The organism is Agrobacterium sp. CFBP 3001 (assembly GCF_027871605.1).
Lineage (GTDB): Bacteria > Pseudomonadota > Alphaproteobacteria > Rhizobiales > Rhizobiaceae > Agrobacterium > Agrobacterium leguminum.
The window spans coordinates 42,681-65,933 of record NZ_JAQAHD010000005.1 but is presented as its reverse complement, the minus strand read 5'-3'; the positions used below and the strand labels follow the sequence as shown (position 1 = coordinate 65,933).

Here is a 23,253-nt window from a genome sequence, read left to right as displayed (position 1 = left end):
TTGAATTTCACGGTCCTGCCGTCGCGTAAGGCCGTCTGTTCCGGCGACTTGAAATCGGTGTTTCGAAACTCCACTTTCAGTCTCGAGAAATGAATGTGCCGGATGCCCCAAGCTGTCCGGCAAAGTGTCCCGAAAGGGACCATGGAAAGGAAATGATATGACGAACATCACGTCTGCGGCATCTGGCGGTACCTATCCGGTACTTCCCCTGCGCGACATTGTCGTTTTCCCGCATATGATCGTTCCCCTGTTCGTCGGGCGGGAAAAATCCATCCGTGCGCTCGAGGAAGTCATGGGGTCGGACAAGCAGATCATGCTTGTTACCCAGATCAACGCCAGCGATGACGATCCTGCCCCGGAGGCCATCCACAAGGTCGGCACGGTCGCCAATGTCCTGCAGCTTCTGAAGCTTCCCGACGGCACCGTGAAGGTGCTGGTGGAAGGCAAGGGCCGCGCCCAGATCGACAGCTACACCGGTCGTGAAGACTTCTATGAAGCCACTGCGACGCCGTTGCAGGAGCCTGCCGAAGATCCGGTCGAGATCGAGGCGCTGTCGCGTTCGGTCGTGTCTGAATTCGAGAGCTATGTGAAGCTCAACAAGAAGATTTCGCCCGAGGTTGTCGGCGCTGCCGGCCAGATCGACGATTATTCGAAGCTTGCCGATACGGTCGCTTCGCACCTGTCGATCAAGATTACCGAAAAGCAGGAAATGCTGGAAACCGTCAGCGTGAAGCAGCGGCTTGAAAAGGCGCTCGGCTTCATGGAAGGCGAAATTTCCGTGCTCCAGGTCGAAAAGCGCATCCGCTCGCGCGTCAAGCGCCAGATGGAGAAGACACAGCGCGAATATTACCTGAACGAACAGATGAAGGCGATCCAGAAGGAGCTCGGCGACGGCGAGGACGGCCGTGACGAGATGGCCGAGCTGGAAGAGCGCATCGCCAAGACCAAGCTTTCCAAGGAGGCCAAGGAAAAGGCCGAAGCGGAAATGAAGAAGCTGCGCCAGATGAGCCCGATGTCCGCGGAAGCGACCGTCGTGCGCAACTATCTGGACTGGCTGCTCGGTCTGCCATGGGGCAAGAAGTCCAAGATCAAGGCGGACCTCAACAATGCCGAGAAGATCCTGGATCAGGACCACTTCGGTCTGGACAAGGTCAAGGAGCGTATCGTCGAATATCTGGCCGTGCAGGCCCGTGCGACGAAAATCCGTGGCCCGATCCTCTGCCTCGTCGGCCCGCCCGGCGTCGGCAAGACCTCGCTCGCCAAGTCGATCGCCAAGGCGACCGGCCGCGAATATGTGCGCATGGCGCTGGGTGGCGTTCGTGACGAGGCGGAAATCCGCGGTCACCGCCGTACCTATATCGGCTCCATGCCGGGCAAGATCGTCCAGTCGATGAAGAAGGCCAAGAAGGCGAACCCGCTCTTCCTGCTCGACGAAATCGACAAGATGGGCATGGATTTCCGTGGCGATCCGTCGTCGGCTCTGCTCGAGGTGCTCGATCCGGAACAGAACTCCACCTTCATGGACCATTACCTTGAAGTGGAATACGACCTGTCCGACGTGATGTTCGTGACCACGGCCAACACGCTGAACATTCCCGGCCCGCTGATGGACCGCATGGAAGTGATCCGCATTGCCGGTTACACGGAAGACGAAAAGCGCGAAATCGCCAAGCGTCACCTGTTGCCTAAGGCGATCAAGGAACATGCCCTGCGTCCGGAAGAGTTCTCGGTTACCGATGACGCCCTGATGGTCGTCATCCAGCAGTACACCCGCGAGGCGGGCGTGCGCAGCTTCGAACGCGAGCTGATGAAGCTGGCGCGCAAGGCTGTCACCGAGATCATCAAGGGCAAGGTCAAGTCCGTTGAGGTTACCGCAGCAAACGTTCCGGATTATCTGGGCGTTCCGCGGTTCCGCCACGGCGAGGCCGAGCGCGAGGATCAGGTCGGTGTCGTCACGGGTCTGGCCTGGACGGAAGTTGGTGGTGAGCTGCTCACCATCGAAGGCGTGATGATGCCGGGCAAGGGCCGTATGACGGTGACCGGCAACCTCAAGGAAGTGATGAAGGAATCCATTTCGGCGGCGGCATCCTATGTCCGTTCGCGCGCCGTGGACTTCGGCATCGAGCCGCCCCGCTTCGACAAGAGCGACATCCACGTGCACGTTCCGGAAGGTGCGACCCCGAAGGACGGACCGTCCGCCGGCGTTGCCATGGCGACCGCCATCGTCTCCATCATGACCGGTATCCCGGTCTCGAAGGATGTGGCGATGACGGGTGAGATCACGCTTCGCGGTCGCGTGCTGCCGATCGGCGGCCTGAAGGAAAAGCTGCTTGCGGCCCTTCGCGGCGGCATCAAGAAGGTGCTGATCCCGGAAGAAAACGCCAAGGATCTGGCGGAAATTCCGGACAATGTGAAGAACGAGATGGAAATCATCCCGGTGTCGCGCATGGGCGAGGTCATCAAGCACGCCCTTATCCGCCAGCCGGAGCCCATCGAGTGGGACGGCAGCATCGAGACGCCGGTGATCGCAACCGTCGAAGGCGTCGACGACGGCAGCCAGACCATCGCGCATTGATGCATGCATCGTCGCGAGGGGCGGGAATCGCCTTTCGCGACGGCTGATGCATAGATTCAATGTGTTAGGTGTCGGAAGGCGCATGTGGCGTAAAGCTGCGCACAAGTGATGCGAATTTGGCACGAATATGTGGAAGGCCGGCAGAAATGTCGGCCTTTTTTGTGAAAAAAAACGCAGACCCCTTGTTTTTCAGGCGATTCCAGCGCTTTTGGGTTGCTGCGCGCGGATGCGAACGTATTCTGCGCCGGCTTAATTTGAGTCGTTTCAAACCATTGAAAGGGGTGGAAACATGAACAAGAACGAGCTCGTCTCTGCTGTTGCCGAAAAGGCTGGTCTCACGAAGGCAGATGCTGCTTCCGCTGTTGATGCTGTATTCGAAACTGTACAGAGCGAACTGAAGAACGGTGGCGACATTCGCCTGGCCGGCTTCGGCAGCTTCTCCGTCAGCCGTCGTGAAGCCTCCAAGGGCCGTAACCCTTCCACGGGTGCTGAAGTCGATATCCCGGCTCGCAACGTACCGAAGTTTTCCGCAGGCAAGGGCCTGAAGGACGCCGTCAACTCGTAAGGTTTCCAGAAAGCCGCAACGCCCGGCGGCGGGCGGGCAGCTTTTCAGGTTCACGAGGAAACATGTTTTGACGCCCTGACGCCGTCACATCGCCGCCAAAAGCGGGCGGTGTTTCGAAAAGCTCTTTTCGGACAGGCCGGGTTCTCCCGGTCAAGATGTGAATGAAAGCAGGGAAGCGCCTGTGTAGCTTCCATCCGGACACACGGCGTTTTTCGACGCGGAATGTGGGCATAAACACGAAAGCCCGGCCTTCCAGGCCGGGCTTTTTGATTCAGCGGTCAGGAAGTGTCATGCCACTGTCATGTCTGTAACGCAGAAGCCTTGGGGTATTTTTGGACCCAAGGGGGATTAAAATGGCGTTCCGATTTTCTCAAATGGCTTTGACCGCCGCGCTGCTCACGTCCGCAGCCATTCCGGCCGCGGCCGAGCCGGTTTTCAACCGCATCGCATCTTTCCCGGTGGCGAAAAACCTTCCCGCGGACAAGGACGCCAAATCCGTCACCTCGGCTGAAATCATTACCGCCAGCGAAGACGGCAAGACGCTGATCTATTCGGACAGCCCGCTTGGCGGCATCGGTTTCATCGACATCACCGACGCCAAGGCTCCCAAGGCCGGCGGCGCGCTGCTGCTCGAAGGCGAGCCAACGTCCGTTGCCGTTGCCGGTCTCAAGGTGCTGGCCGGCGTCAACACGTCGGAAAATCGCGCCAAGCCGTCCGGCAAGCTGGTGACGGTCGATATTGCTACCAAGAAGATCGAAGCAAGCTGCGATCTCGGCGGCCAGCCCGATTCCGTCGCCGTTTCCCCGGACAAGACCTTCGCCGCCATCGCCATCGAAAACGAGCGCGATGAAGAGGTAAACGAAGGTGCCCTGCCGCAGATGCCAGCCGGTTATCTGGTGACTGTCGGCCTGAAAGACGGCGTTGCCGATTGCGCGACGCTGAAGAAGATCGAACTCACCGGCCTTGCCGAAATTTCCCCTGAGGATCCGGAACCGGAATTCGTGTCGATCAACGCCAATGGCGAGATCGCGCTGACTCTTCAGGAAAACAATCATATCGTCATTCTCGACGGCAAGACCGGTACGGTGAAGACGCATTTCTCCGCCGGCAAGGTCGATCTTGAAGGCATCGATACGAAGACCGATGGCCAGTTGAAGTTCACCGAGAAGCAGGAAGGCCGCAAGCGTGAGCCGGACGCCGTGAAGTGGCTGGACAATGACCGTATCGTCATCGCCAATGAGGGCGACTGGCAGGGTGGTTCGCGCGGCTTTACCATCTTCGACAAGACCGGCAAGCTCGTCTATGAATCCGGCTCCTCGCTCGAACACGCGGTTGCGGCCATCGGCCACTATCCGGAAAAGCGCTCCAAGGCAAAGGGCATCGAGCCGGAAGGTCTGGAAGCTGCGACCTTCGGCGACCAGAAATATTTCTTCGTGCTGTCGGAGCGCGCCTCTGTCGTCGCTGTATACAAGGACACCGGCAAGGAGCCGGAACTGACGCAGCTCCTGCCTTCGGGCGTTTCGCCGGAAGGCGCTGTCGCCATCCCGTCGCGCAACCTCCTTGCCACGGCCAATGAGGTCGATCTGATCGAAGACGGCGGCGTGCGCTCGCATGTCATGCTCTATGAACGCGGTGAAGGTGAAGCAGCCTATCCGCAGCTGGTTTCCGCCACCGTCGATGGTGCACCGATCGGCTGGGGCGCTCTTTCGGGTCTGGTCGGCGATGCCGAAAAGCCCGGCATTCTCTATGCCGTGTCCGACTCGGTCTATGGCAACCAGCCGTCGATCTTCACCATCGATGCGACGAAAAAGCCCGCCACCATCACTAGCGTCCTGCGCGTCAAGCGTGACGGTATTGCCGCTCAGAAGCTCGACATCGAAGGCATCACGCTGGACGGCAAAGGCGGTTTCTGGCTGGCTTCTGAAGGCGACAGCGCCAAGCTCGTTCCGCACGCGCTCTATAACGTCAACGCCAAGGGCGAGATCAAGGCTGAGATCGCATTGCCGAAGGAACTTCTCGCCGGCGACACCCGCTTCGGTTTCGAAGGCGTGACGATGATCGGCAAGGGCGACGACGCGACGCTGTGGATGGCTGTGCAGCGTGAATGGGGCACGGACGAAAAGGGCTTCGTCAAGCTGGTCTCCTACAATCCGAAATCCAAGGAGTGGGGCGCCGTCCGTTACCCGCTCGACAAGACCGAGGCAGGCTGGGTCGGCCTCTCCGAAATCGCCGCGCAGGGCGACTATGTCTATATCGTCGAGCGCGACAACCAGATCGGCGACAAGGCAAAGATAAAGAAGCTCTACCGTGTTGCGATCGCGGACCTGAAGCCTGGCAAGATCGGCGGCGACCTGCCGCTGGTGGCCAAGCAGGAAGCCCATGACTTCCTGCCTGACCTCAAGGCCCAGACCAACGGTTATGTCGTCGACAAGCTGGAAGGCTTCACCTTCGACAAGGCGGGAACGGCCTATGCCGTGACCGACAATGACGGCGTGGACGATTCTTCCGGCGAAACGCTGTTCTTCACCGTCAATATGAAGGCGATCAACTGATCGAGCCGATTGGCACCGCAAATGAGAAAAGCCGGGCTATGCCCGGCTTTTCTGCATGGTGAGGGGCCGCTTGGCCGGATTTCCCGATCTTGCACGATGCCTGACGACGCAAGCCGTTAAAATCGGCATTGCCGCTTCGATATCGGATTGTGAAGGATTCGTCCGGAGCCATCCGGGAAAATGCTGCGGATCGATCGTAACGGATCACCGCCCCATGGAATTCTTGCTTTTGGGAGTATCTTGTTTTTCCGAGTCCTGCTGGACCCAGCGGAAAAAAATATAAACAGGCAGCGCAATAAGCGCGAGTGTTACAAACGCGTCGATCGACATGGTTTCATCCATCAGTTCAACCGTTCATCATGAAACGGTGCGCAAACAATGCCTGAAATCTCTTTAGAAAGTCTGAATCTTCCTTATTTTCCGGTATGTTGCGGGGTGATACAGGGGGTGGTCAAGTTGTCGGATTTTGGAACAGCAGTGCCGATTTGGCATGGCGCAACTGGAGAAAAGCGATTCCAGCGGTTGGGAATCATGACGACGCTCTACCGACCGTAGTGAGGGCAGGGGGGATAATTCCGAATACTCGAGGGCTTATCGCATAGCGAAAGCAAACACGAACGATCTCGGTTCAGGGGTGATATTTAAATCTTCTGGAAAAATGGTGGGCGATGAGAGACTCGAACTCCCGACATCCTCGGTGTAAACGAGGCGCTCTACCAACTGAGCTAATCGCCCTTCGCGTCTTGCGGATCATGTCCGCCGCGTCGGTGGCCGTGATGTATGCGGATCGGAAAAAAACCGCAAGGGCTTTTGTGAAGTTTTTTTGTTTTTTTGCCGAGAAAATTTTCCGTCGCCGGGGGACGGGGGCAAAAAGCCGGGAACTGCGGGCTTTTTTCCCGAAACAGGACCCGAGGACGCCGTGATGGTCATGTGGAAATCCCGCTACGGAAGCCTCCGGCTGTGGACAAGTTTTTTGTTTTCGTTGGGAAAAGCCCGAAAAACAGGGCGTTTGCCGCAATCGCGTTCCAAGGCCTTTCGGTTTTTCCTGATCAAAATGAAGAAGCTTATTCTTTTGTCGTGAAACCTGCTTGACACCCCCGCACGAACGCCGTAGTTAGCCGCTCATCGAACAGCCGAGGCTGGTTCGAGCGGCGGGACTGGTTCCTGTCGTCAGGAGATGCGGGTGTAGCTCAGTCGGTTAGAGTGCCGGCCTGTCACGCCGGAGGTCGCGGGTTCGAGCCCCGTCACTCGCGCCATCCTGTCCCTCGGAAAACGCAGATGAATGTCTGTGGTGCGCGGGTGTAGCTCAGTCGGTTAGAGTGCCGGCCTGTCACGCCGGAGGTCGCGGGTTCGAGCCCCGTCACTCGCGCCATTTCTCTCTCCTGAAATGTCTCCTCAAAAACAGATCGACACGCGATTTGCGCGCTCGTCTATTGACGATTCCAGCGCCTGATTCCGGGCTTTTTAAACGCGATTTTTCCTGCATTTTTTAGTCAAGTTTCGATTCCCAAATATCGTCACTTCACCGCCATCCCGACGTAAAATTCGTGTGACTTTTTTGCGGTTGCGTCGTTCAATCGATTATTATTGTATTTGAGTGGCTTAGGCCGGAATTGTGGCCCAAATTTGCGTCAATTCCGGCAATATTGTTGCCAATCAATGCGGCAGGTGTCTTGAAATGGTGCCTAAACTCTTGCAGAGAGAGCGCGGCTGCGCTAACGACTTTGGCGTTGCAACATATTGTCCGCTCTTTGAGACTTAAGGTCACAAAGGCAGGCCCGGCACCCGGCCGGGCAGGGAAGAGACCATGACTGAACTCCTCAGTTCCTACATTCCGATCGCAATATTCATCGGTATCGCTCTCGTCATCGGCCTGGCGCTTCTCATTGCGCCGTTCGCTGTCGCTTACAAGGCGCCGGACCCGGAAAAGCTTTCTGCTTTCGAGTGCGGTTTCAACGCCTTCGACGATGCCCGCATGAAATTCGATATCCGCTTTTATCTCGTGTCGATCCTGTTCATCATCTTCGACCTGGAAGTCGCCTTCCTGTTCCCCTGGGCGGTGTCTTTCGGCGAGATGGGCTGGTTCGGTTTCTGGTCGATGATGGTGTTCCTTCTCGTTCTCACCATCGGCTTTATTTATGAGTGGAAGAAGGGAGCGCTGGAATGGGCATGAGCCAGAACAACACCACGCTCGTTGCGCCGCAGCCGAAGGGGATCATCGATCCCTCCACCGGCAAGCCGGTTGGCAGCAACGATGCCTACTTCACGGAAATCAATGACGAGCTGGCCGACAAGGGTTTTCTCGTCACCTCGACCGACGAGCTGATCACCTGGGCACGCACCGGCTCCCTGATGTGGATGCAGTTCGGCCTTGCCTGCTGCGCCGTCGAAGGCCTGATGCAGGCGTCCGGCCCGCGTTATGACATGGAGCGCTTCGGCGTCGCCCCGCGCGCCTCACCGCGCCAGTCGGACGTGATGATCGTCGCCGGCACGCTGACCAACAAGATGGCGCCCGCTCTGCGCAAGGTCTATGACCAGATGCCTGAGCCGCGTTACGTCATCTCCATGGGCTCCTGTGCCAATGGCGGCGGTTATTACCATTATTCCTACGCCGTGGTGCGCGGCTGCGACCGCGTCGTGCCGGTGGATATCTACGTTCCGGGCTGTCCCCCCACGGCGGAGGCGCTGCTTTACGGCGTGCTTCTGCTGCAGAAGAAGATTCGTCGTACCGGTACGATCGAGCGCTAAGGGCAAAGGACGGATTAAGAATGAGCGAAGCTCTCAACGATCTTGCTGCTTACGTTAAGGAAGCGCGTGGTTCCCTCGTGGTGTCGGCTGATATCGCCTATGGCGAGCTGACGCTGAACACGACGCCTGAAAGCGTGATCGCGCTTTTGACCTTCCTGCGTGACGACGTGCAGTGCGGTTTCGTCAACATCATCGATATTTGCGGTGTCGACTGGCCGCAGCGCGAGAAGCGTTTCGATGTCGTCTATCACCTGTTGTCGCCGCGCCAGAACCTGCGCGTACGCGTCAAGCTGCAGGTGGCGGAAGACGAGGGCGTACCGTCTTCGACCTCGGTTTATATGGGTGCCGAATGGTTCGAGCGCGAAGCCTGGGACATGTATGGCATTCCGTTCGAAGGCCATAAGGATCTCCGCCGCATCCTCACGGACTACGGTTTCGAAGGCCATCCGCTGCGCAAGGATTTTCCGGTTACCGGCTTTGTGGAAGTGCGTTACGATGACGTGCTGAAACGGGTTCTTTATGAACCGGTTGAACTGAAACAGGAATTCCGCAACTTCGATTTCCTCTCCCCCTGGGAAGGAACCGAATATGTTCTCCCGGGTGACGAAAAGGCCAAGCAATGAGCCAAGCCCCCCCGACAGAGCATGGACAATGTCTTTGCGGCGCCGTCGGCCTCAATGCCGTCATCGGTGCCCGCGAATTCGGCGTTTGCCATTGCTCCATGTGCCGCCGCTGGTCCGGCGGTGCCTTTCTGGCTGTCGAATGCGCTGATATCTCCGTTGAGAACGAAGAGAACCTCGGCGTCTATTCCTCGTCGGAATGGGGTGAGCGCTGCTTCTGCAAGAATTGCGGCAGCACGCTGATGTGGCGCTCGAAGGACGGCAAGCATTTCGCCGTTTCGTTGCAGGCTTTCGATAACCCTTCCAGTTTCAAGTTCGCGTCGCAGATTTTCACGGATGAGAAGCCTTCGAGCTATTCTTTCGCGGAAGCCACGCAGAACATGACCGGCCCCGAATTCATCGCCATGATCACCTCGGCGGAGCACTAGAATGACTGAGCATAACGTCCGCAATTTCACGATCAACTTCGGTCCGGAACATCCGTCCGCGCACGGCGTGCTGCGTCTGGTTCTGGAACTGGATGGCGAAATCGTCGAGCGCGTCGATCCGCATATCGGTCTCCTGCATCGCGGCACCGAAAAGCTGATCGAGACCAAGACCTATCTGCAGGCCGTTCCTTATTTCGACCGCCTCGACTACGTCGCACCGATGAACCAGGAACACGCTTTCGCGCTCGCCGTCGAAAAGCTGCTCGGTCTCGAAATCCCGATGCGCGGTCAGTTGATCCGCGTCCTGTATTCGGAAATCGGCCGCATCCTGTCGCACATCATGAACGTGACGACGCAGGCCATGGACGTCGGCGCTATGACGCCGCCGGTCTGGGGCTTCGAAGAACGCGAAAAGCTGATGGTGTTCTATGAGCGCGCCTGCGGCGCCCGCATGCACTCGGCTTACGTCCGTCCGGGCGGCGTGCATCAGGACCTGCCGCCGGAACTGGTGGATGATATCGGCAAGTGGTGCGATCCGTTCCTCACCGTTCTCGACAATATCGAGGGCCTTTTGACCGACAACCGCATCTACAAGCAGCGTAACGTCGATATCGGCGTCGTCTCGCTTGAAGACGCCTTCGCCTGGGGTTTCACGGGCGTGATGGTGCGCGGCTCGGGCGCTGCCTGGGATTTGCGCCGCGCGCAGCCCTATGAGTGCTATTCCGATCTCGAATTCGACATTCCCGTCGGCAAGAACGGCGATTGCTATGATCGTTACCTGATCCGCATGCAGGAAATGCGCGAATCCGTAAAGATCATGAAGCAGTGCGTCGACCTTCTCTCCGGCAAGCATCGCATCGGCCCGGTCTCGTCGCTAGACGGCAAGGTAGTTCCGCCGAAGCGTGGCGAGATGAAGCGTTCGATGGAAGCGCTGATCCACCACTTCAAGCTCTACACCGAAGGTTACCACGTTCCCGCCGGCGAAGTTTACGCCGCCGTCGAAGCGCCGAAGGGCGAGTTCGGCGTTTACGTGGTCGCAGACGGTTCGAACAAGCCCTATCGCTGCAAGATCCGCGCGCCGGGCTACGCACACCTGCAGGCCATGGATTTCCTGTGCAAGGGCCATCAGCTTGCTGACGTTACAGCCGTGCTCGGCTCCCTCGACATCGTGTTCGGGGAGGTCGACCGCTGATGCGTCTGCCGCTGGCCATACCGGCTTTTCTCGCTGCGATGTCTGCCTCCGCTCTCGCCCAGACGGCGACGGACGTGGGCGGCATATCGCTGTCGAGCGGCGGCTCTTCGACCATCAAGCAGCTTCTGTCGTCGGGATACGAGATCAAGGCCTCGGTTCCCAATGGCAGCAAGTTCATCGTGTTCATGCAGAAAGACAAGGCGGCTTACGCCTGCGAATTCGTCACGGTGGCGAGATCGCGTTGTGAGACGTTAAACTGAAAAGGCGTGAGGAAGTATGTCCGTTCGTCGACTAGCCGAAGATCAGTTCCAGCCCGTGGCGTTTGCCTTCAATGCGGAAAATACCGCATGGGCTGAAAAGACGATCAAGAAATATCCCGAGGGACGCCAGCAATCGGCGGTCATCCCGCTGCTCATGCGTGCGCAGGAGCAGGACGGCTGGGTTACCCGCGCCGCCATCGAGAAAATCGCCGACATGCTGGATATGGCCTATATCCGCGTCATGGAAGTGGCGACCTTCTATACCCAGTTCCAGCTGAAGCCGGTCGGCACGCGCGCCCATGTTCAGGTTTGCGGCACCACGCCCTGCATGCTGCGCGGCTCGGAAGCGCTGATGGATGTCTGCCGCAAGAAGATCCACCACGATCCGCTGCACACCAATGAGAGCGGCACGCTCTCCTGGGAAGAAGTGGAATGTCAGGGCGCCTGCGTCAACGCGCCGATGGTCATCATCTTCAAGGACGCCTATGAGGACCTGACGCCCGAGCGTCTGGAAGAGATCATCGATACGTTCGAGGCAGGCAAGGGCGACACCGTCAAGACCGGCCCGCAGATCGACCGTCACCAGTCGGTCCCGGTCGGCGGCCTGACGACGCTGACGGAAGAGATCAAGCCGGATCGCTCCAATCTCGACAAGCCGGCCGAAGTGGCTGCGGACGCCGCACCGGTTCCGCCCTCCAACGCCGCCAAGCCGAAGACGGATGCGCCTGAAACCGATCCGAAGCTGAAGACGCCGGTGACCGCGCCGAAGGCTGCCGAAGCCAATGTGAAGACCGCCGAAAAGGAAGCTTCGGGATCTGCGAAGCCGTCGCTCGATTCCAAGGATCGTCCGGCAGGCATCGAAAAGCCCGCAACGCCCGACGACCTGAAGCTGATTTCCGGCGTAGGCCCCAAGATTGAGGGTACGCTGAACGAGCTCGGCATCTTCACCTATGCGCAGATCGCCGGCTGGAAGCAGGCCGAATGCGACTGGGTCGATGGATATCTGAATTTCAAGGGCCGTATCGGCCGTGATGACTGGGTCAAGCAGGCCGAGGCGCTCGCCAAGGGTGGCGAAGCCGAGTATATCAGGGTCTTCGGCAAGAAGCCGCGGTAAGAGGTGAAGCATGTTAAAAGATCAGGATCGCATCTTTACCAATCTCTACGGCCTCAAGGACAAGTCCCTGAAGGGCGTGAGAGCGCGCGGCCATTGGGACGGCACCAAACAGATCATCGAAAAGGGCCGTGACTGGATCATCAACGAGATGAAAGCTTCCGGCCTTCGCGGTCGCGGCGGCGCTGGCTTCCCGACGGGTCTCAAATGGTCCTTCATGCCGAAGGAAAATGACGGCCGCCCCCATTACCTCGTCGTCAACGCCGACGAATCCGAGCCCGGCACCTGCAAGGACCGCGAAATCCTGCGCAACGATCCGCATACGCTGATTGAAGGCTGCGTGATCGCCGGTTTCGCCATGGGCGCGCATACCGCTTATATCTACGTTCGCGGCGAATACATGCGTGAGCGTGAGGCGCTGCAGGCAGCCATCGATGAGTGCTACGATGCCGGCCTGCTCGGCAAGAACAACAAGAACGGCTGGGATTTCGACATCTACGTCCACCACGGCGCGGGTGCCTATATCTGCGGCGAAGAGACGGCTCTGCTCGAAAGCCTTGAAGGCAAGAAGGGCCAGCCGCGCCTGAAGCCGCCGTTCCCGGCCAATATGGGCCTCTATGGCTGCCCGACGACCGTCAACAACGTCGAATCCATCGCCGTTGCGCCGACCATCCTGCGCCGTGGCGCGGCATGGTTCTCGTCCATCGGCCGTCCGAACAATGTCGGCACCAAGCTGTTCATGGTCTCCGGCCATGTCGAGCGTCCGTGCACCTTCGAAGATGCGCTGGGCCTGTCCTTCCGCGAGCTGATCGAACACCATTGCGGCGGCATTCGCGGCGGCTGGGACAATCTGCTCGGCGTCATCCCCGGCGGCGCATCCTGCCCCATCGTTCGCGGTGAGGACATGAAGGACGCCATCATGGATTTCGACGGCATGCGCGAAGTGAAATCCTCCTTCGGCACCGGCGGCATGATCGTCATGGACAAGTCCACCGACGTCATCAAGGCGATTGCCCGCATCGCGGCCTTCTTCAAGCATGAAAGCTGCGGTCAGTGCACGCCGTGCCGTGAAGGCACGGGCTGGATGTGGCGCGTGCTGGAACGCATGGTCAAGGGCAATGCCCAGAAGCGCGAAATCGACATGCTGTTTGAAGTGACGAAGCAGATCGAAGGCCACACCATCTGTGCGCTCGGCGACGCCGCCGCATGGCCGGTACAGGCGCTGATCCGCAATTTCCGTCCGGAAATCGAAAAGCGCATCGACCAATATACCTACAGGGCCATGGATGATGGCGCTGTTCTGGAAGCCGCTGAATAAGCATTAAGGCTTCAGGCGGAGCCGGAGTTTTCCGGCCTCGCGACACCATGAAGCGTCTGGCAGACGATACGAGTGCCGGGCGTGATTAAGGATTTGTTGCGGACCGTGTGAGACATGGGACGAACAGGCAACAGGACGTAAGTAGAACCATGGCAAAGCTCAAGGTTGACGGTAAAGAGATCGAGGTTCCGGATCATTTCACGCTGTTGCAGGCGTGCGAGGAGGCTGGCGCCGAAGTTCCGCGCTTTTGTTTTCATGAGCGCTTGTCGGTCGCGGGTAACTGCCGCATGTGTCTCATCGAGGTGAAGGGCGGACCGCCCAAGCCCGCCGCTTCCTGCGCCATGGGCGTTCGCGACGTTCGCGGCGGCCCGAACGGCGAATTGCCGGAAATCTTCACCAACACGCCAATGGTCAAGAAGGCCCGCGAAGGCGTGATGGAATTCCTGCTCATCAACCACCCGCTGGATTGCCCGATCTGCGACCAGGGCGGCGAATGTGACCTGCAGGACCAGGCCATGGCCTTCGGTATCGCCGGTTCGCGTTATGCGGAAAACAAGCGTGCGGTTGAAGACAAGTACATCGGACCGCTCGTCAAGACGGTCATGAACCGCTGCATCCACTGCACGCGCTGCGTCCGTTTCACCACGGAAGTGGCCGGCATTGCCGAACTCGGTCTCATCGGCCGCGGCGAAGATGCGGAAATCACCACCTATCTCGAGCAGGCCATGACCTCGGAGCTGCAGGGCAACGTCGTTGACCTCTGCCCGGTCGGCGCGCTCACCTCCAAGCCTTTCGCCTTCACCGCCCGCCCGTGGGAACTGAACAAGACCGAAACCATCGACGTGATGGACGCGCTCGGTTCGGCCATCCGCGTCGATACTCGCGGCCGCGAAGTCATGCGCGTCATGCCGCGCGTCAACGAGGCGATCAACGAAGAGTGGATTTCCGACAAGAGCCGCTTTATCTGGGACGGCCTGAAGACTCAGCGCCTCGACCGGCCTTACGTCCGCAAGGATGGTCGCCTTCAGCCCGCCACCTGGGGTGAAGCCTTCGGTGCCATCAAGCAGGCGGTTGCCGCAACAACCGGCAACAAGATCGGCGCGGTTGCCGGCGATCTGGCCTCCGTCGAAGAAATGTTCGCGCTGAAGTCGCTTCTCTCTTCGCTCGGTTCGGCCAATGTCGATTGCCGTCAGGATGGTGCAGCGCTTGATCCTTCGCTCGGTCGCGCCAGCTACATCTTCAATTCCACCATTGAAGGCATCGAGCAGGCCGACGCCCTGCTGATCGTCGGTTCCAACCCGCGCTACGAAGCGGCCGTGCTCAATGCCCGCATCCGCAAGCGCTGGCGTCGCGGCGGTTTCCCGATCGGCGTAATCGGCGAAGCTGGCGAACTGCGCTACAATTACGAATATCTCGGTTCCGGCGCTGAAACGCTGTCCGATCTGGCCAATGGCTCGCACAGCTTCATCGACAAGCTGAAATCTGCCAAGAACCCGCTGATCATCATCGGCCAAGGCGCTCTGGCGCGCGCCGATGGTGCAGCCGTGCTGGCTGCCGCCGCCAAGCTCGCTACCTCGGTAGGTGCTGTCACCGAAGAGTGGAACGGATTCTCTGTCCTGCACACCGCCGCTTCCCGCGTCGGCGGTCTCGACATCGGCTTCGTGCCGGGCGAGGGCGGTGTTGCCGCCGCTGACATGGTCGCCTCCATGGACGTTCTCTTCCTGCTCGGCGCCGATGAACTCGACCTGTCGAACAAGGGCGCCAAGTTCACCGTCTATATCGGCAGCCATGGCGACCAGGGCGCGATGAATGCCGACGTCATCCTTCCGGGTGCGGCCTATACCGAAAAATCCGGTATCTGGGTCAACACCGAAGGCCGCGTGCAGGTGGGCAACCGCGCCGGTTTCGCACCGGGCGAAGCCCGCGAAGACTGGGCGATCCTGCGTGCGTTGTCCGATGTTCTCGGCAAGAAGCTGCCGTTCGATTCGCTGTCGGCGCTCCGCGGCCAGCTCTATGTAGCGCATCCGCATCTGGCGGAAACGGACGAGATCGTCGCCGGCAACGGCAAAGATATCGAAGCGCTGGCTGGCAAAAGCGGCTCGCTCAACAAGTCGGCGTTTGCCTCGCCGGTTAAAGACTTTTATTTGACGAACCCGATTGCGCGCGCATCCGCCGTCATGGCCGAGTGCTCCGCATTGGCCCGCAACAATTTCCAGGCTGCGGCAGAGTAAGGGTAGGGGATTTATGGAACAGTTTTTCTGGAGCTACGTCTGGCCCGCGCTGATCATGGTCGGCCAGTCCCTGCTGCTTCTCGTTTGCCTTCTGGTGTCCATCGCGTTCCTGCTGCTTGCCGACCGCAAGGTCTGGGCGGCGGTACAGCTGCGCCGTGGTCCGAACGTCGTTGGTCCCTTCGGTCTCTTCCAGTCCTTCGCCGACCTTCTGAAGTTCATTCTGAAGGAGCCTGTCATTCCGGCCGGCGCCAACAAGGCCGTTTTCCTTCTGGCGCCGCTGGTAGCGGTGACGCTGGCGCTCGCCACCTATGCCGTGATTCCCTTCAATGAAGGCTGGGTTGTCGCCAATATCAATGTCGGCATTCTCTATATCTTCGCGATTTCTTCGCTTGAAGTATACGGCATCATCATGGGCGGCTGGGCTTCGAACTCGAAGTACCCGTTCCTCGGCGCGCTGCGTTCTGCCGCGCAGATGGTGTCCTACGAAGTGTCGATCGGCCTCGTCATCGTCACCGTTCTGCTCTGCGTCGGTTCGCTCAACCTGACGGACATCGTTCTGGCCCAGAAGACCGGCCTCGGCACCATGCTCGGCCTGCCGGCCTCGTTCCTCGACTGGCACTGGCTGTCGCTCTTCCCGATGTTCATCGTGTTCTTCATTTCGGGCCTTGCCGAAACCAACCGTCCGCCCTTCGACCTTCCGGAAGCGGAATCGGAACTGGTCGCCGGTCACATGGTCGAATACGGCTCCACGCCTTACATGATGTTCATGCTCGGCGAATATGCTGCGATCGTCCTGATCTGCTGCCTGACGACGATCCTGTTCATGGGCGGCTGGCTGCCGATCGTGGATGTGTGGTTCCTGAACTGGGTTCCGGGCATTGTCTGGTTCGCATTGAAGGGCTGCATGGTCTTCTTCATGATCGCGCTGACCAAGGCTTTCGTTCCGCGTTACCGTTATGACCAGCTCATGCGTCTCGGCTGGAAGGTGTTCCTGCCGCTGTCGCTCGCCATGGTCGTTATTGTTGCATTCGTATTGAAGCTGACGGGGTGGGCCGGTTGATGTCCGTACTCCTCGCTCAGAAATCTGGAGACTGAGATGGCAAGCCTCTCCCAAGCCGTCAATTCGCTGTTCCTGAAGGAGTTCGTCGGCGCGATCCTGCTCACGATGCGCCACTTCTTCAAACAGAAGGCAACGGTGAACTATCCTTTCGAAAAGGGCCCGGTCTCTCCGCGCTTCCGTGGTGAACATGCGCTGCGCCGTTATCCGAACGGTGAAGAGCGCTGCATCGCCTGCAAGCTGTGTGAAGCGATCTGTCCCGCTCAGGCGATCACCATCGAAGCCGGCCCGCGCCGCAATGACGGCACCCGCCGCACGGTGCGTTACGATATCGACATGGTGAAGTGCATCTATTGCGGTTTCTGCCAGGAAGCCTGCCCGGTGGATGCCATCGTCGAAGGCCCGAACTTCGAATTCGCGACGGAAACCCGCGAGGAGCTTTATTTCGACAAGCAGAAGCTTCTCGACAATGGCGACCGCTGGGAGCGTGAAATCGCACGCAACCTCGCACTGGATGCGCCTTACCGTTAAGGCGCAACCGTCTTTCCGGGGGAAACCCCGGAGAGCGATGAAAAGTAAAATGCCTGCGCGGTTTTCGCCGGCGGGGACGAAACGGGTGAGGGGCCTTCGAGCCATCTTTGCCCGATGAGGACAAGAAGGCACCAACATGGGTCTGCACGCTGTATTCTTTTATATATTCGCTTTCGTCGCCGTGGCGTCTGCGTTCATGGTCATCGCATCGAAGAACCCAGTTCATTCGGTGCTCTTCCTGATTTTGACCTTCTTCAACGCAGCCGCGCTGTTCCTGCTGACGGGCGCCGAATTCCTCGGCATGATCCTGCTGGTGGTTTATGTCGGCGCCGTGGCGGTGCTCTTCCTCTTCGTCGTCATGATGCTGGATGTGGATTTCGCAGAGCTTCGTTCGGGCGTGCTGCAATATGCCCCGGTCGGTGCGCTGATCGGCGTCATCCTCGCGGCGGAACTGATCGTCGTGGTCGGCGGCAGCATGCTGAACCCGATTGCGGCCAAGTCCATCACCATGCCGATCCCGCCGGTCACCGAACGCACCAATACGGCCGCACTCGGCGACGTGCTCTATACCAATTACGTCTACTTCTTCCAGCTCGCCGGCCTCGTGCTGCTGGTGGCCATGATCGGCGCCATCGTGCTGACGCTGCGTCATCGCACCGACATCAAGCGGCAGGATATCTCCACGCAGGTCGGCCGCGACCCGAAGACCGCCGTTACCACGGTCAAGGTCAAGCCGGGCCAGGGCATCTGAGGCGCGAACGGATCCAAGGAAACAGAATATGGAAATCGGTCTTTCCCACTACCTGACGGTCAGCGCGATCCTCTTCACGATCGGCGTCTTCGGCATCTTCCTTAACCGGAAGAACGTCATCGTCATCCTCATGTCGATCGAACTCATCCTCCTGGCGGTCAACATCAACATGGTGGCCTTCTCGGCCTTCCTGAACGATATCGTCGGCCAGGTCTTCGCTTTGTTCATTCTGACCGTCGCAGCCGCTGAAGCGGCCATCGGTCTTGCAATACTCGTTGTCTTCTACCGCAACCGCGGATCGATCGCCGTCGAAGACGTCAATATGATGAAGGGCTGATAAGGCTATGATCTACAAGGCTATCGTCTTTCTTCCACTGATCGGCTTCCTGATCGCCGGCCTGTTCGGCCGCTCCATCGGCGCCAAGGCTTCGGAATATGTCACCACCGGTCTGATGATCGTGGTCGCCATCCTGTCGTGGATCGTGTTCTTCACCGTCGCGCTCGCCCATGGCGAGCCGGGCGAGGTGATCAAGGTCACCGTGCTGCGCTGGATCCAGTCCGGCGGCATCGATGTCGAATGGGCGTTCCGCATCGACACGCTGACGGCCGTCATGTTCGTCGTCGTCAACACCGTCTCGACGCTGGTGCATCTCTATTCGATCGGATACATGCACCACGATCCGCATCGTCCGCGCTTCTTCGCCTATCTGTCGCTCTTCACCTTCGCCATGTTGATGCTGGTGACCTCCGACAACCTGCTGCAGATGTTCTTCGGCTGGGAAGGCGTGGGTCTGGCGTCCTATCTGCTGATCGGCTTCTGGTTCAAGAAGCCGTCCGCTTCTGCCGCTGCGATGAAGGCCTTCATCGTCAACCGCGTCGGTGACTTCGGCTTCATTCTCGGCATCGGCGGCGTGTTCGTGCTGTTCGGTTCGATCAATTTCGAAACGATCTTCGCTGCCGCTGCGACCTATCTGCCGGCTGAAGGCGCTGCCTCCTCGGAAACCGTCATCAACCTGTTCGGCATGCATCTGGACAAGGCCCATGCGATGACGGGCGTGTGCCTGCTGCTCTTCATGGGCGCGATGGGTAAGTCGGCGCAGTTCCTGCTGCACACCTGGCTGCCGGACGCGATGGAAGGCCCGACCCCGGTGTCTGCCCTCATTCACGCCGCAACCATGGTCACCGCCGGCGTCTTCCTCGTCGCCCGCATGTCGCCGCTGTTCGAACTTTCGCACGATGCGCTGACCGTCGTGACGCTGATCGGCGCCATCACCGCCTTCTTTGCGGCAACCGTTGGCCTCGTGCAGAACGACATCAAGCGCGTTATCGCCTATTCGACCTGCTCGCAGCTCGGTTACATGTTCGTGGCGCTCGGCGTCGGCGCTTATGGCGCTGCCGTGTTCCACCTCTTCACGCACGCCTTCTTCAAGGCCCTGTTGTTCCTGTGCGCCGGCTCGGTCATCCATGCCGTCGATGGCGAGCAGGACATGCGGTACATGGGCGGTCTGCGCAAGCATATCCCCATCACCTTCTGGACCATGACTGTCGGCACGCTGGCGCTGACCGGCGTTGGTATCCCGGGCACGATGATCGGTTTTGCCGGCTTCTTCTCCAAGGACGTCATCATCGAATCCGCTTATGCGTCGCATTCGGTTCTGTCGGGCTTCGCCTTCACGCTGCTGGTCATTGCCGCGCTGTTCACCAGCTTCTATTCTTGGCGTCTGGCCTTCATGACCTTCTTCGGCAAGCCGCGCGCTTCGGCCGACGTCATGCACCACGTGCATGAATCGCCGATGGTCATGCTCATCCCGCTCTTCATCCTCACCGTTGGCGCGATCTTCGCCGGTGTTGCCTTCGAAGGTTATTTCTTCGGTCATGAATATGCCGAATTCTGGAAGGGCGCCCTGTTTACGCTTCCGGAAAACGAGATCCTCGAAGAGTTCCACCACGTTCCGCTGTGGGTGAAGTGGAGCCCGTTCTTCGCCATGGCGCTTGGTTTCGTGACCGCCTGGTACATGTACATCAAGTCGCCGGAGACGCCGAAGCGTCTGGCCGAGACCCATCGTGGCCTCTACCAGTTCCTTCTCAACAAGTGGTATTTCGACGAACTCTACGACTTCCTCTTCGTTCGTTCCGCAAAGGCGCTCGGCCGCTTCCTGTGGAAGAAGGGTGACGTCGCCGTCATCGACCACTATGGACCGAACGGCATTGCAGCGCGTGTGGTTGACGTGACCAACCGCATGGTCCGCCTGCAATCCGGTTATCTTTATCATTATGCCTTTGCGATGCTGATCGGCATCGCGGCGCTTGTCACCTGGATGATGCTCGGGAGTGCCCTCTGATGACCGATTGGCCCATTCTTTCAACGGTCACCTTTCTGCCGCTCGTCGGCGTGGTGCTCCTGCTTCTGACGAATGAGAACGGCCCCTATGGTCGCCGCAACATTCTCAATGTCTCGCTGCTGACAACAGTCTTCACCTTCATCGTGTCGCTGTTCATCTGGATCGGTTTCGACAATTCGAACCCCGGTTTCCAGATGGTCGAGAAGCATCAATGGTTCGGCAACATCGCCGCCTACCATCTGGGTGTCGACGGCATCTCCATGCTCTTCGTCATCCTCACCACTTTCCTCATGCCTTTCTGCGTGCTGGCAAGCTGGGATTCGATCGAGAAGCGCATCAAGGAATACATGATCGCCTTCCTGCTCTTGGAAGTCGTCATGATCGGCGTTTTCGTGGCGCTGGATACGGTTCTCTTCTACGTCTTCTTCGAAGCGACGCTGATCCCGATGTTCATCATCATCGGTGTGTGGGGCGGCAAGGATCGCGTTTACGCCTCCTACAAGTTCTTCCTCTACACGCTGCTCGGTTCGGTTCTGACCATGCTCGCCATCATGGCCATGTACTGGCAGGCCGGCACCACCGACATGACAGAACTCTTGAAATACGGCTTCCCGGCCGGCATGCAGACCTGGCTGTGGCTCGCCTGTTTCGCCGCCTTCTCGGTCAAGATGCCGATGTGGCCGGTGCACACCTGGCTGCCGGACGCCCACGTTCAGGCCCCGACCGCAGGTTCGGTCATCCTTGCCGGCGTCATGCTGAAGCTCGGCGGTTACGGTTTCATCCGCTTCTCGCTATCGATGTTCCCGCTGGCTTCGGATTATTTCGCTCCCTTCGTCTTCACGCTGTCTGTTCTCGCCATCATCTACACCTCGCTGGTGGCGATGATGCAGGACGACATCAAGAAGCTGATTGCCTATTCCTCCGTCGCCCACATGGGTTACGTGACCATGGGTATCTTCGCCGCCAACGTTCAGGGCGTGCAGGGCGCAATCTTCCAGATGCTGTCGCACGGCATCGTGTCGGGCGCGCTCTTCCTCTGCGTCGGCGTTGTCTACGACCGTCTCCACACCCGCGAAATCGCGGCCTATGGCGGCCTCGTCAACAACATGCCGAAATATGCCGTCGCCTTCATGATCTTCACCATGGCCAATGTCGGTCTGCCCGGCACCTCCGGCTTCGTCGGTGAGTTCCTGACGCTGATCGGCGTCTTCCGCGCCAACACGCTGGTCGCACTGTTTGCGGCAACCGGCGTCATCCTCTCGGCCGCCTATGCGCTGTGGCTCTATCGCCGCGTGATCTTCGGTGCGCTCGAGAAGGAAAGCCTGAAGTCGATGCTCGATCTGTCGACCCGCGAAAAGGTCATCCTTTATCCGCTGGTTGTGCTGACGATCTTCTTCGGCGTCTATCCGGCACCGGTGTTCGATGCGACAGCCGCATCGGTCGATCTTCTGGTAAACAACTATTCGGCTGCACTGCAGGCGGCGCAAAATGTTGCGCTCTCTATGAATTGACGACAGGACCCGTTGGACATGACCGCTGAAATCCTTTTTGCCAGTCTGCACATTGCGACGCCCGAGCTGATCCTTGCGGTCGGCGCGCTGGCGCTGCTCATGATTGGCGTCTTCTCGGGCGACAAGTCGACAACGACGGTCACCGGCCTTGCCGTTGCCCTCCTGCTCGTCGTCGGTCTCTGGATCATCTTTGCCCCCGCTTCGGGCGTGGCCTTCGGCGGTGTCTACATCGCCGATGCCTTCGGCAACTTCATGAAGGTACTGGCGCTGATCGGCTCCATCACCGCCATGATCCTGGCCGTCGGTCAGGGCCGTTTCGAACCCATCGGCCGTTTCGAATATCCGGTGCTGCTGGTTCTTGCGACGCTGGGCATCCTGCTGATGATCTCGGCCAACAACCTGATCTCGCTCTACATGGCGCTGGAACTGCAGTCGCTGGCGCTCTACGTTGTCTGCGCCATCAACCGTGAAAGCCTGCGCTCCACGGAAGCGGGCCTGAAGTATTTCGTGCTCGGCGCGCTGTCTTCCGGCATGCTGCTTTACGGCATGTCGCTGGTCTACGGCTTCACCGGCAATACCGGCTTTACCGAAATCGCCCAGGTTCTGGCCTCGGAAACCCGTTCGCTCGGTCTCGTTTTCGGCCTGGTCTTCGTTCTCGCCGGTCTCGCCTTCAAGATTTCGGCCGTGCCGTTCCATATGTGGACGCCGGACGTTTATGAAGGTGCGCCGACCCCGGTAACGGCGTTCCTGTCGGCTGCGCCGAAGATCGGCGCTATGGCGATCCTCGTTCGCATCGTCATCGAGGCGTTCCAGCCGGTCTTCGCCGACTGGCAGCAGATCGTCGTGTTCATCTCCATCGCCTCCATGCTGCTCGGCTCCTTTGCCGCAATCGGCCAGAAGAACATCAAGCGCCTGATGGCTTATTCCTCCATCGGTCACATGGGTTATGCGCTGGTCGGTCTCGCTGCGGGCACCGAAGCCGGTGTGGCTGGCGTCATCCTCTACATGACCGTTTATATGGTCATGACGCTCGGCACCTTCGCCTGCATTCTCTCCATGCGCCGCAAGGAAATCGGCAATGTCGAGACTGTCGAGGATCTGGCCGGTCTTTCGTCCTCCAACCCCTTCATGGCGGTTGTGCTGACGATCCTGATGTTCTCGCTTGCCGGCATTCCGCCGCTCGCCGGCTTCTTCGGCAAGTATTATGTCTTCCTCGCTGCCATCGAGGCGAAGCTCTATCCGCTCGCCATCATCGGTGTCATCGGCTCGGTTGTCGGCGCTTATTATTACATCCGCGTCGTCAAGGTCATGTGGTTCGATGAAGCCAAGGACAAGTTCGAGCGTCCGTCGGGCGAACTCAAAGTGGTTTATGCGCTTTCGGCCTTCTTCACCGTGGCCTTCATCGTCTTCGGCGGTGCACTCGGCAACGCGGTCACTGCTGCGGCGAAGACCTTCTTTTGA

Annotated in this window: 20 protein-coding genes and 3 tRNA genes; 21 read left to right on the top strand and 2 right to left on the bottom strand. The window is 59.1% G+C overall.

Going from position 1 to position 23,253, the window contains the following annotated elements; genetic code table 11:
- Window positions 1-157 precede the first annotated feature (157 nt).
- From lon to PH605_RS08725, 3 genes are all read left to right on the top strand, one after another.
- Window positions 158-2,575 (top strand): endopeptidase La, encoded by a 2,418-nt coding sequence (lon, locus tag PH605_RS08735; RefSeq protein WP_078054020.1) that lies wholly within the window; start codon window positions 158-160, stop codon window positions 2,573-2,575.
- Between the two features lie 289 nt (window positions 2,576-2,864).
- A complete protein-coding gene (gene hupB / locus PH605_RS08730; RefSeq protein ID WP_003502360.1) occupies window positions 2,865-3,140 on the top strand; it encodes a DNA-binding protein HupB in 276 nt (91 codons plus the stop codon).
- Between the two features lie 353 nt (window positions 3,141-3,493).
- On the top strand, window positions 3,494-5,692 hold the full coding sequence (locus tag PH605_RS08725) for an esterase-like activity of phytase family protein (RefSeq protein ID WP_142844877.1): 2,199 nt from the start codon (window positions 3,494-3,496) through the stop codon (window positions 5,690-5,692).
- Between the two features lie 204 nt (window positions 5,693-5,896).
- Here PH605_RS08725 and PH605_RS08720 read toward each other — a convergent pair whose 3' ends face one another.
- The gene (locus tag PH605_RS08720) at window positions 5,897-6,034 is read right to left on the bottom strand and encodes a hypothetical protein (RefSeq protein ID WP_003502364.1); all 138 of its coding nucleotides are present in this window, start codon (window positions 6,032-6,034) and stop codon (window positions 5,897-5,899) included.
- 317 nt (window positions 6,035-6,351) lie between these two features.
- Window positions 6,352-6,427 (bottom strand) — tRNA-Val (locus tag PH605_RS08715).
- 444 nt (window positions 6,428-6,871) lie between these two features.
- On the opposite strand from PH605_RS08715, the gene PH605_RS08710 reads away from it, so the two are divergent.
- The 18 genes from PH605_RS08710 to nuoN all read left to right on the top strand — a co-directional run bounded on the left by PH605_RS08710 (window position 6,872) and on the right by nuoN (window position 23,253).
- Window positions 6,872-6,948, top strand: a tRNA-Asp gene (locus PH605_RS08710).
- A gap of 39 nt (window positions 6,949-6,987) precedes the next feature.
- Window positions 6,988-7,064, top strand: a tRNA-Asp gene (locus tag PH605_RS08705).
- A 435-nt stretch (window positions 7,065-7,499) separates the two neighbouring features.
- Window positions 7,500-7,865, top strand: coding sequence for an NADH-quinone oxidoreductase subunit A (locus PH605_RS08700; protein WP_003496469.1), 366 nt, complete (start codon window positions 7,500-7,502; stop codon window positions 7,863-7,865).
- Window positions 7,856-8,440: a NuoB/complex I 20 kDa subunit family protein gene (locus PH605_RS08695; protein ID WP_003521524.1), complete on the top strand. Its 585-nt coding sequence runs from the start codon at window positions 7,856-7,858 to the stop codon at window positions 8,438-8,440. Before PH605_RS08700 ends, PH605_RS08695 begins: the two co-directional genes overlap by 10 nt.
- A gap of 20 nt (window positions 8,441-8,460) precedes the next feature.
- Window positions 8,461-9,063 carry an NADH-quinone oxidoreductase subunit C gene (locus tag PH605_RS08690; RefSeq protein ID WP_003496465.1) on the top strand — a complete coding sequence of 201 codons (603 nt, stop codon included), beginning with the start codon at window positions 8,461-8,463 and terminating at the stop codon, window positions 9,061-9,063.
- Complete coding sequence (locus PH605_RS08685) at window positions 9,060-9,488, top strand: GFA family protein (RefSeq protein WP_142844878.1); 429 nt, start codon at window positions 9,060-9,062, stop codon at window positions 9,486-9,488. The genes PH605_RS08690 and PH605_RS08685 overlap by 4 nt, the downstream gene beginning before the upstream one ends.
- Window position 9,489: 1 nt before the next feature.
- Window positions 9,490-10,680 (top strand): NADH-quinone oxidoreductase subunit D, encoded by a 1,191-nt coding sequence (locus tag PH605_RS08680; protein WP_003496461.1) that lies wholly within the window; start codon window positions 9,490-9,492, stop codon window positions 10,678-10,680.
- Entirely contained in the window at window positions 10,680-10,940 is a 261-nt protein-coding gene (locus PH605_RS08675) for a hypothetical protein (protein ID WP_142844879.1), read from the top strand. Before PH605_RS08680 ends, PH605_RS08675 begins: the two co-directional genes overlap by 1 nt.
- 16 nt (window positions 10,941-10,956) lie before the next feature.
- Window positions 10,957-12,054 (top strand): NADH-quinone oxidoreductase subunit E, encoded by a 1,098-nt coding sequence (locus tag PH605_RS08670; RefSeq protein ID WP_078054017.1) that lies wholly within the window; start codon window positions 10,957-10,959, stop codon window positions 12,052-12,054.
- Between the two features lie 10 nt (window positions 12,055-12,064).
- Window positions 12,065-13,369, top strand: a complete 1,305-nt coding sequence (gene nuoF, locus PH605_RS08665; protein WP_020012329.1) for an NADH-quinone oxidoreductase subunit NuoF — start codon at window positions 12,065-12,067, stop codon at window positions 13,367-13,369.
- Window positions 13,370-13,518: 149 nt separating this feature from the next.
- Window positions 13,519-15,600: an NADH-quinone oxidoreductase subunit NuoG gene (gene nuoG / locus PH605_RS08660; protein WP_142844880.1), complete on the top strand. Its 2,082-nt coding sequence runs from the start codon at window positions 13,519-13,521 to the stop codon at window positions 15,598-15,600.
- 13 nt (window positions 15,601-15,613) lie between these two features.
- Window positions 15,614-16,660 carry an NADH-quinone oxidoreductase subunit NuoH gene (gene nuoH / locus PH605_RS08655; protein WP_003521518.1) on the top strand — a complete coding sequence of 349 codons (1,047 nt, stop codon included), beginning with the start codon at window positions 15,614-15,616 and terminating at the stop codon, window positions 16,658-16,660.
- 36 nt (window positions 16,661-16,696) lie between these two features.
- Complete coding sequence (gene nuoI, locus PH605_RS08650; protein WP_003496449.1) at window positions 16,697-17,188, top strand: NADH-quinone oxidoreductase subunit NuoI; 492 nt, start codon at window positions 16,697-16,699, stop codon at window positions 17,186-17,188.
- Window positions 17,189-17,324: 136 nt separating this feature from the next.
- Window positions 17,325-17,939: an NADH-quinone oxidoreductase subunit J gene (locus tag PH605_RS08645; RefSeq protein WP_003521517.1), complete on the top strand. Its 615-nt coding sequence runs from the start codon at window positions 17,325-17,327 to the stop codon at window positions 17,937-17,939.
- A gap of 28 nt (window positions 17,940-17,967) precedes the next feature.
- Window positions 17,968-18,276 (top strand): NADH-quinone oxidoreductase subunit NuoK, encoded by a 309-nt coding sequence (nuoK, locus tag PH605_RS08640; RefSeq protein ID WP_003521516.1) that lies wholly within the window; start codon window positions 17,968-17,970, stop codon window positions 18,274-18,276.
- A 7-nt stretch (window positions 18,277-18,283) separates the two neighbouring features.
- Window positions 18,284-20,281, top strand: coding sequence for an NADH-quinone oxidoreductase subunit L (nuoL, locus tag PH605_RS08635; protein WP_065653984.1), 1,998 nt, complete (start codon window positions 18,284-18,286; stop codon window positions 20,279-20,281).
- Window positions 20,281-21,792, top strand: coding sequence for an NADH-quinone oxidoreductase subunit M (locus tag PH605_RS08630; protein ID WP_142844881.1), 1,512 nt, complete (start codon window positions 20,281-20,283; stop codon window positions 21,790-21,792). Before nuoL ends, PH605_RS08630 begins: the two co-directional genes overlap by 1 nt.
- Window positions 21,793-21,810: 18 nt before the next feature.
- Window positions 21,811-23,253, top strand: a complete 1,443-nt coding sequence (nuoN, locus tag PH605_RS08625; protein WP_078054275.1) for an NADH-quinone oxidoreductase subunit NuoN — start codon at window positions 21,811-21,813, stop codon at window positions 23,251-23,253.

What these genes read in the sequence shown, in the direction of transcription:
- nuoH (WP_003521518.1), top strand. Translation starts at nt 15,614, where the DNA reads ATGGAACAGTTTTTCTGGAGCTACGTCTGGCCCGCGCTGATCATGGTC.
- nuoK (WP_003521516.1), top strand. Translation starts at nt 17,968, where the DNA reads ATGGAAATCGGTCTTTCCCACTACCTGACGGTCAGCGCGATCCTCTTC.
- PH605_RS08685 (WP_142844878.1), top strand. Translation starts at nt 9,060, where the DNA reads ATGAGCCAAGCCCCCCCGACAGAGCATGGACAATGTCTTTGCGGCGCC.
- PH605_RS08645 (WP_003521517.1), top strand. Translation starts at nt 17,325, where the DNA reads ATGGGTCTGCACGCTGTATTCTTTTATATATTCGCTTTCGTCGCCGTG.
- PH605_RS08630 (WP_142844881.1), top strand. Translation starts at nt 20,281, where the DNA reads ATGACCGATTGGCCCATTCTTTCAACGGTCACCTTTCTGCCGCTCGTC.
- PH605_RS08720 (WP_003502364.1), bottom strand. Translation starts at nt 6,034, where the DNA reads ATGGATGAAACCATGTCGATCGACGCGTTTGTAACACTCGCGCTTATT.
- PH605_RS08690 (WP_003496465.1), top strand. Translation starts at nt 8,461, where the DNA reads ATGAGCGAAGCTCTCAACGATCTTGCTGCTTACGTTAAGGAAGCGCGT.
- nuoL (WP_065653984.1), top strand. Translation starts at nt 18,284, where the DNA reads ATGATCTACAAGGCTATCGTCTTTCTTCCACTGATCGGCTTCCTGATC.
- PH605_RS08700 (WP_003496469.1), top strand. Translation starts at nt 7,500, where the DNA reads ATGACTGAACTCCTCAGTTCCTACATTCCGATCGCAATATTCATCGGT.
- lon (WP_078054020.1), top strand. Translation starts at nt 158, where the DNA reads ATGACGAACATCACGTCTGCGGCATCTGGCGGTACCTATCCGGTACTT.
- nuoG (WP_142844880.1), top strand. Translation starts at nt 13,519, where the DNA reads ATGGCAAAGCTCAAGGTTGACGGTAAAGAGATCGAGGTTCCGGATCAT.
- PH605_RS08680 (WP_003496461.1), top strand. Translation starts at nt 9,490, where the DNA reads ATGACTGAGCATAACGTCCGCAATTTCACGATCAACTTCGGTCCGGAA.
- PH605_RS08675 (WP_142844879.1), top strand. Translation starts at nt 10,680, where the DNA reads ATGCGTCTGCCGCTGGCCATACCGGCTTTTCTCGCTGCGATGTCTGCC.
- PH605_RS08695 (WP_003521524.1), top strand. Translation starts at nt 7,856, where the DNA reads ATGGGCATGAGCCAGAACAACACCACGCTCGTTGCGCCGCAGCCGAAG.
- nuoF (WP_020012329.1), top strand. Translation starts at nt 12,065, where the DNA reads ATGTTAAAAGATCAGGATCGCATCTTTACCAATCTCTACGGCCTCAAG.
- hupB (WP_003502360.1), top strand. Translation starts at nt 2,865, where the DNA reads ATGAACAAGAACGAGCTCGTCTCTGCTGTTGCCGAAAAGGCTGGTCTC.
- PH605_RS08670 (WP_078054017.1), top strand. Translation starts at nt 10,957, where the DNA reads ATGTCCGTTCGTCGACTAGCCGAAGATCAGTTCCAGCCCGTGGCGTTT.
- nuoN (WP_078054275.1), top strand. Translation starts at nt 21,811, where the DNA reads ATGACCGCTGAAATCCTTTTTGCCAGTCTGCACATTGCGACGCCCGAG.
- PH605_RS08725 (WP_142844877.1), top strand. Translation starts at nt 3,494, where the DNA reads ATGGCGTTCCGATTTTCTCAAATGGCTTTGACCGCCGCGCTGCTCACG.
- nuoI (WP_003496449.1), top strand. Translation starts at nt 16,697, where the DNA reads ATGGCAAGCCTCTCCCAAGCCGTCAATTCGCTGTTCCTGAAGGAGTTC.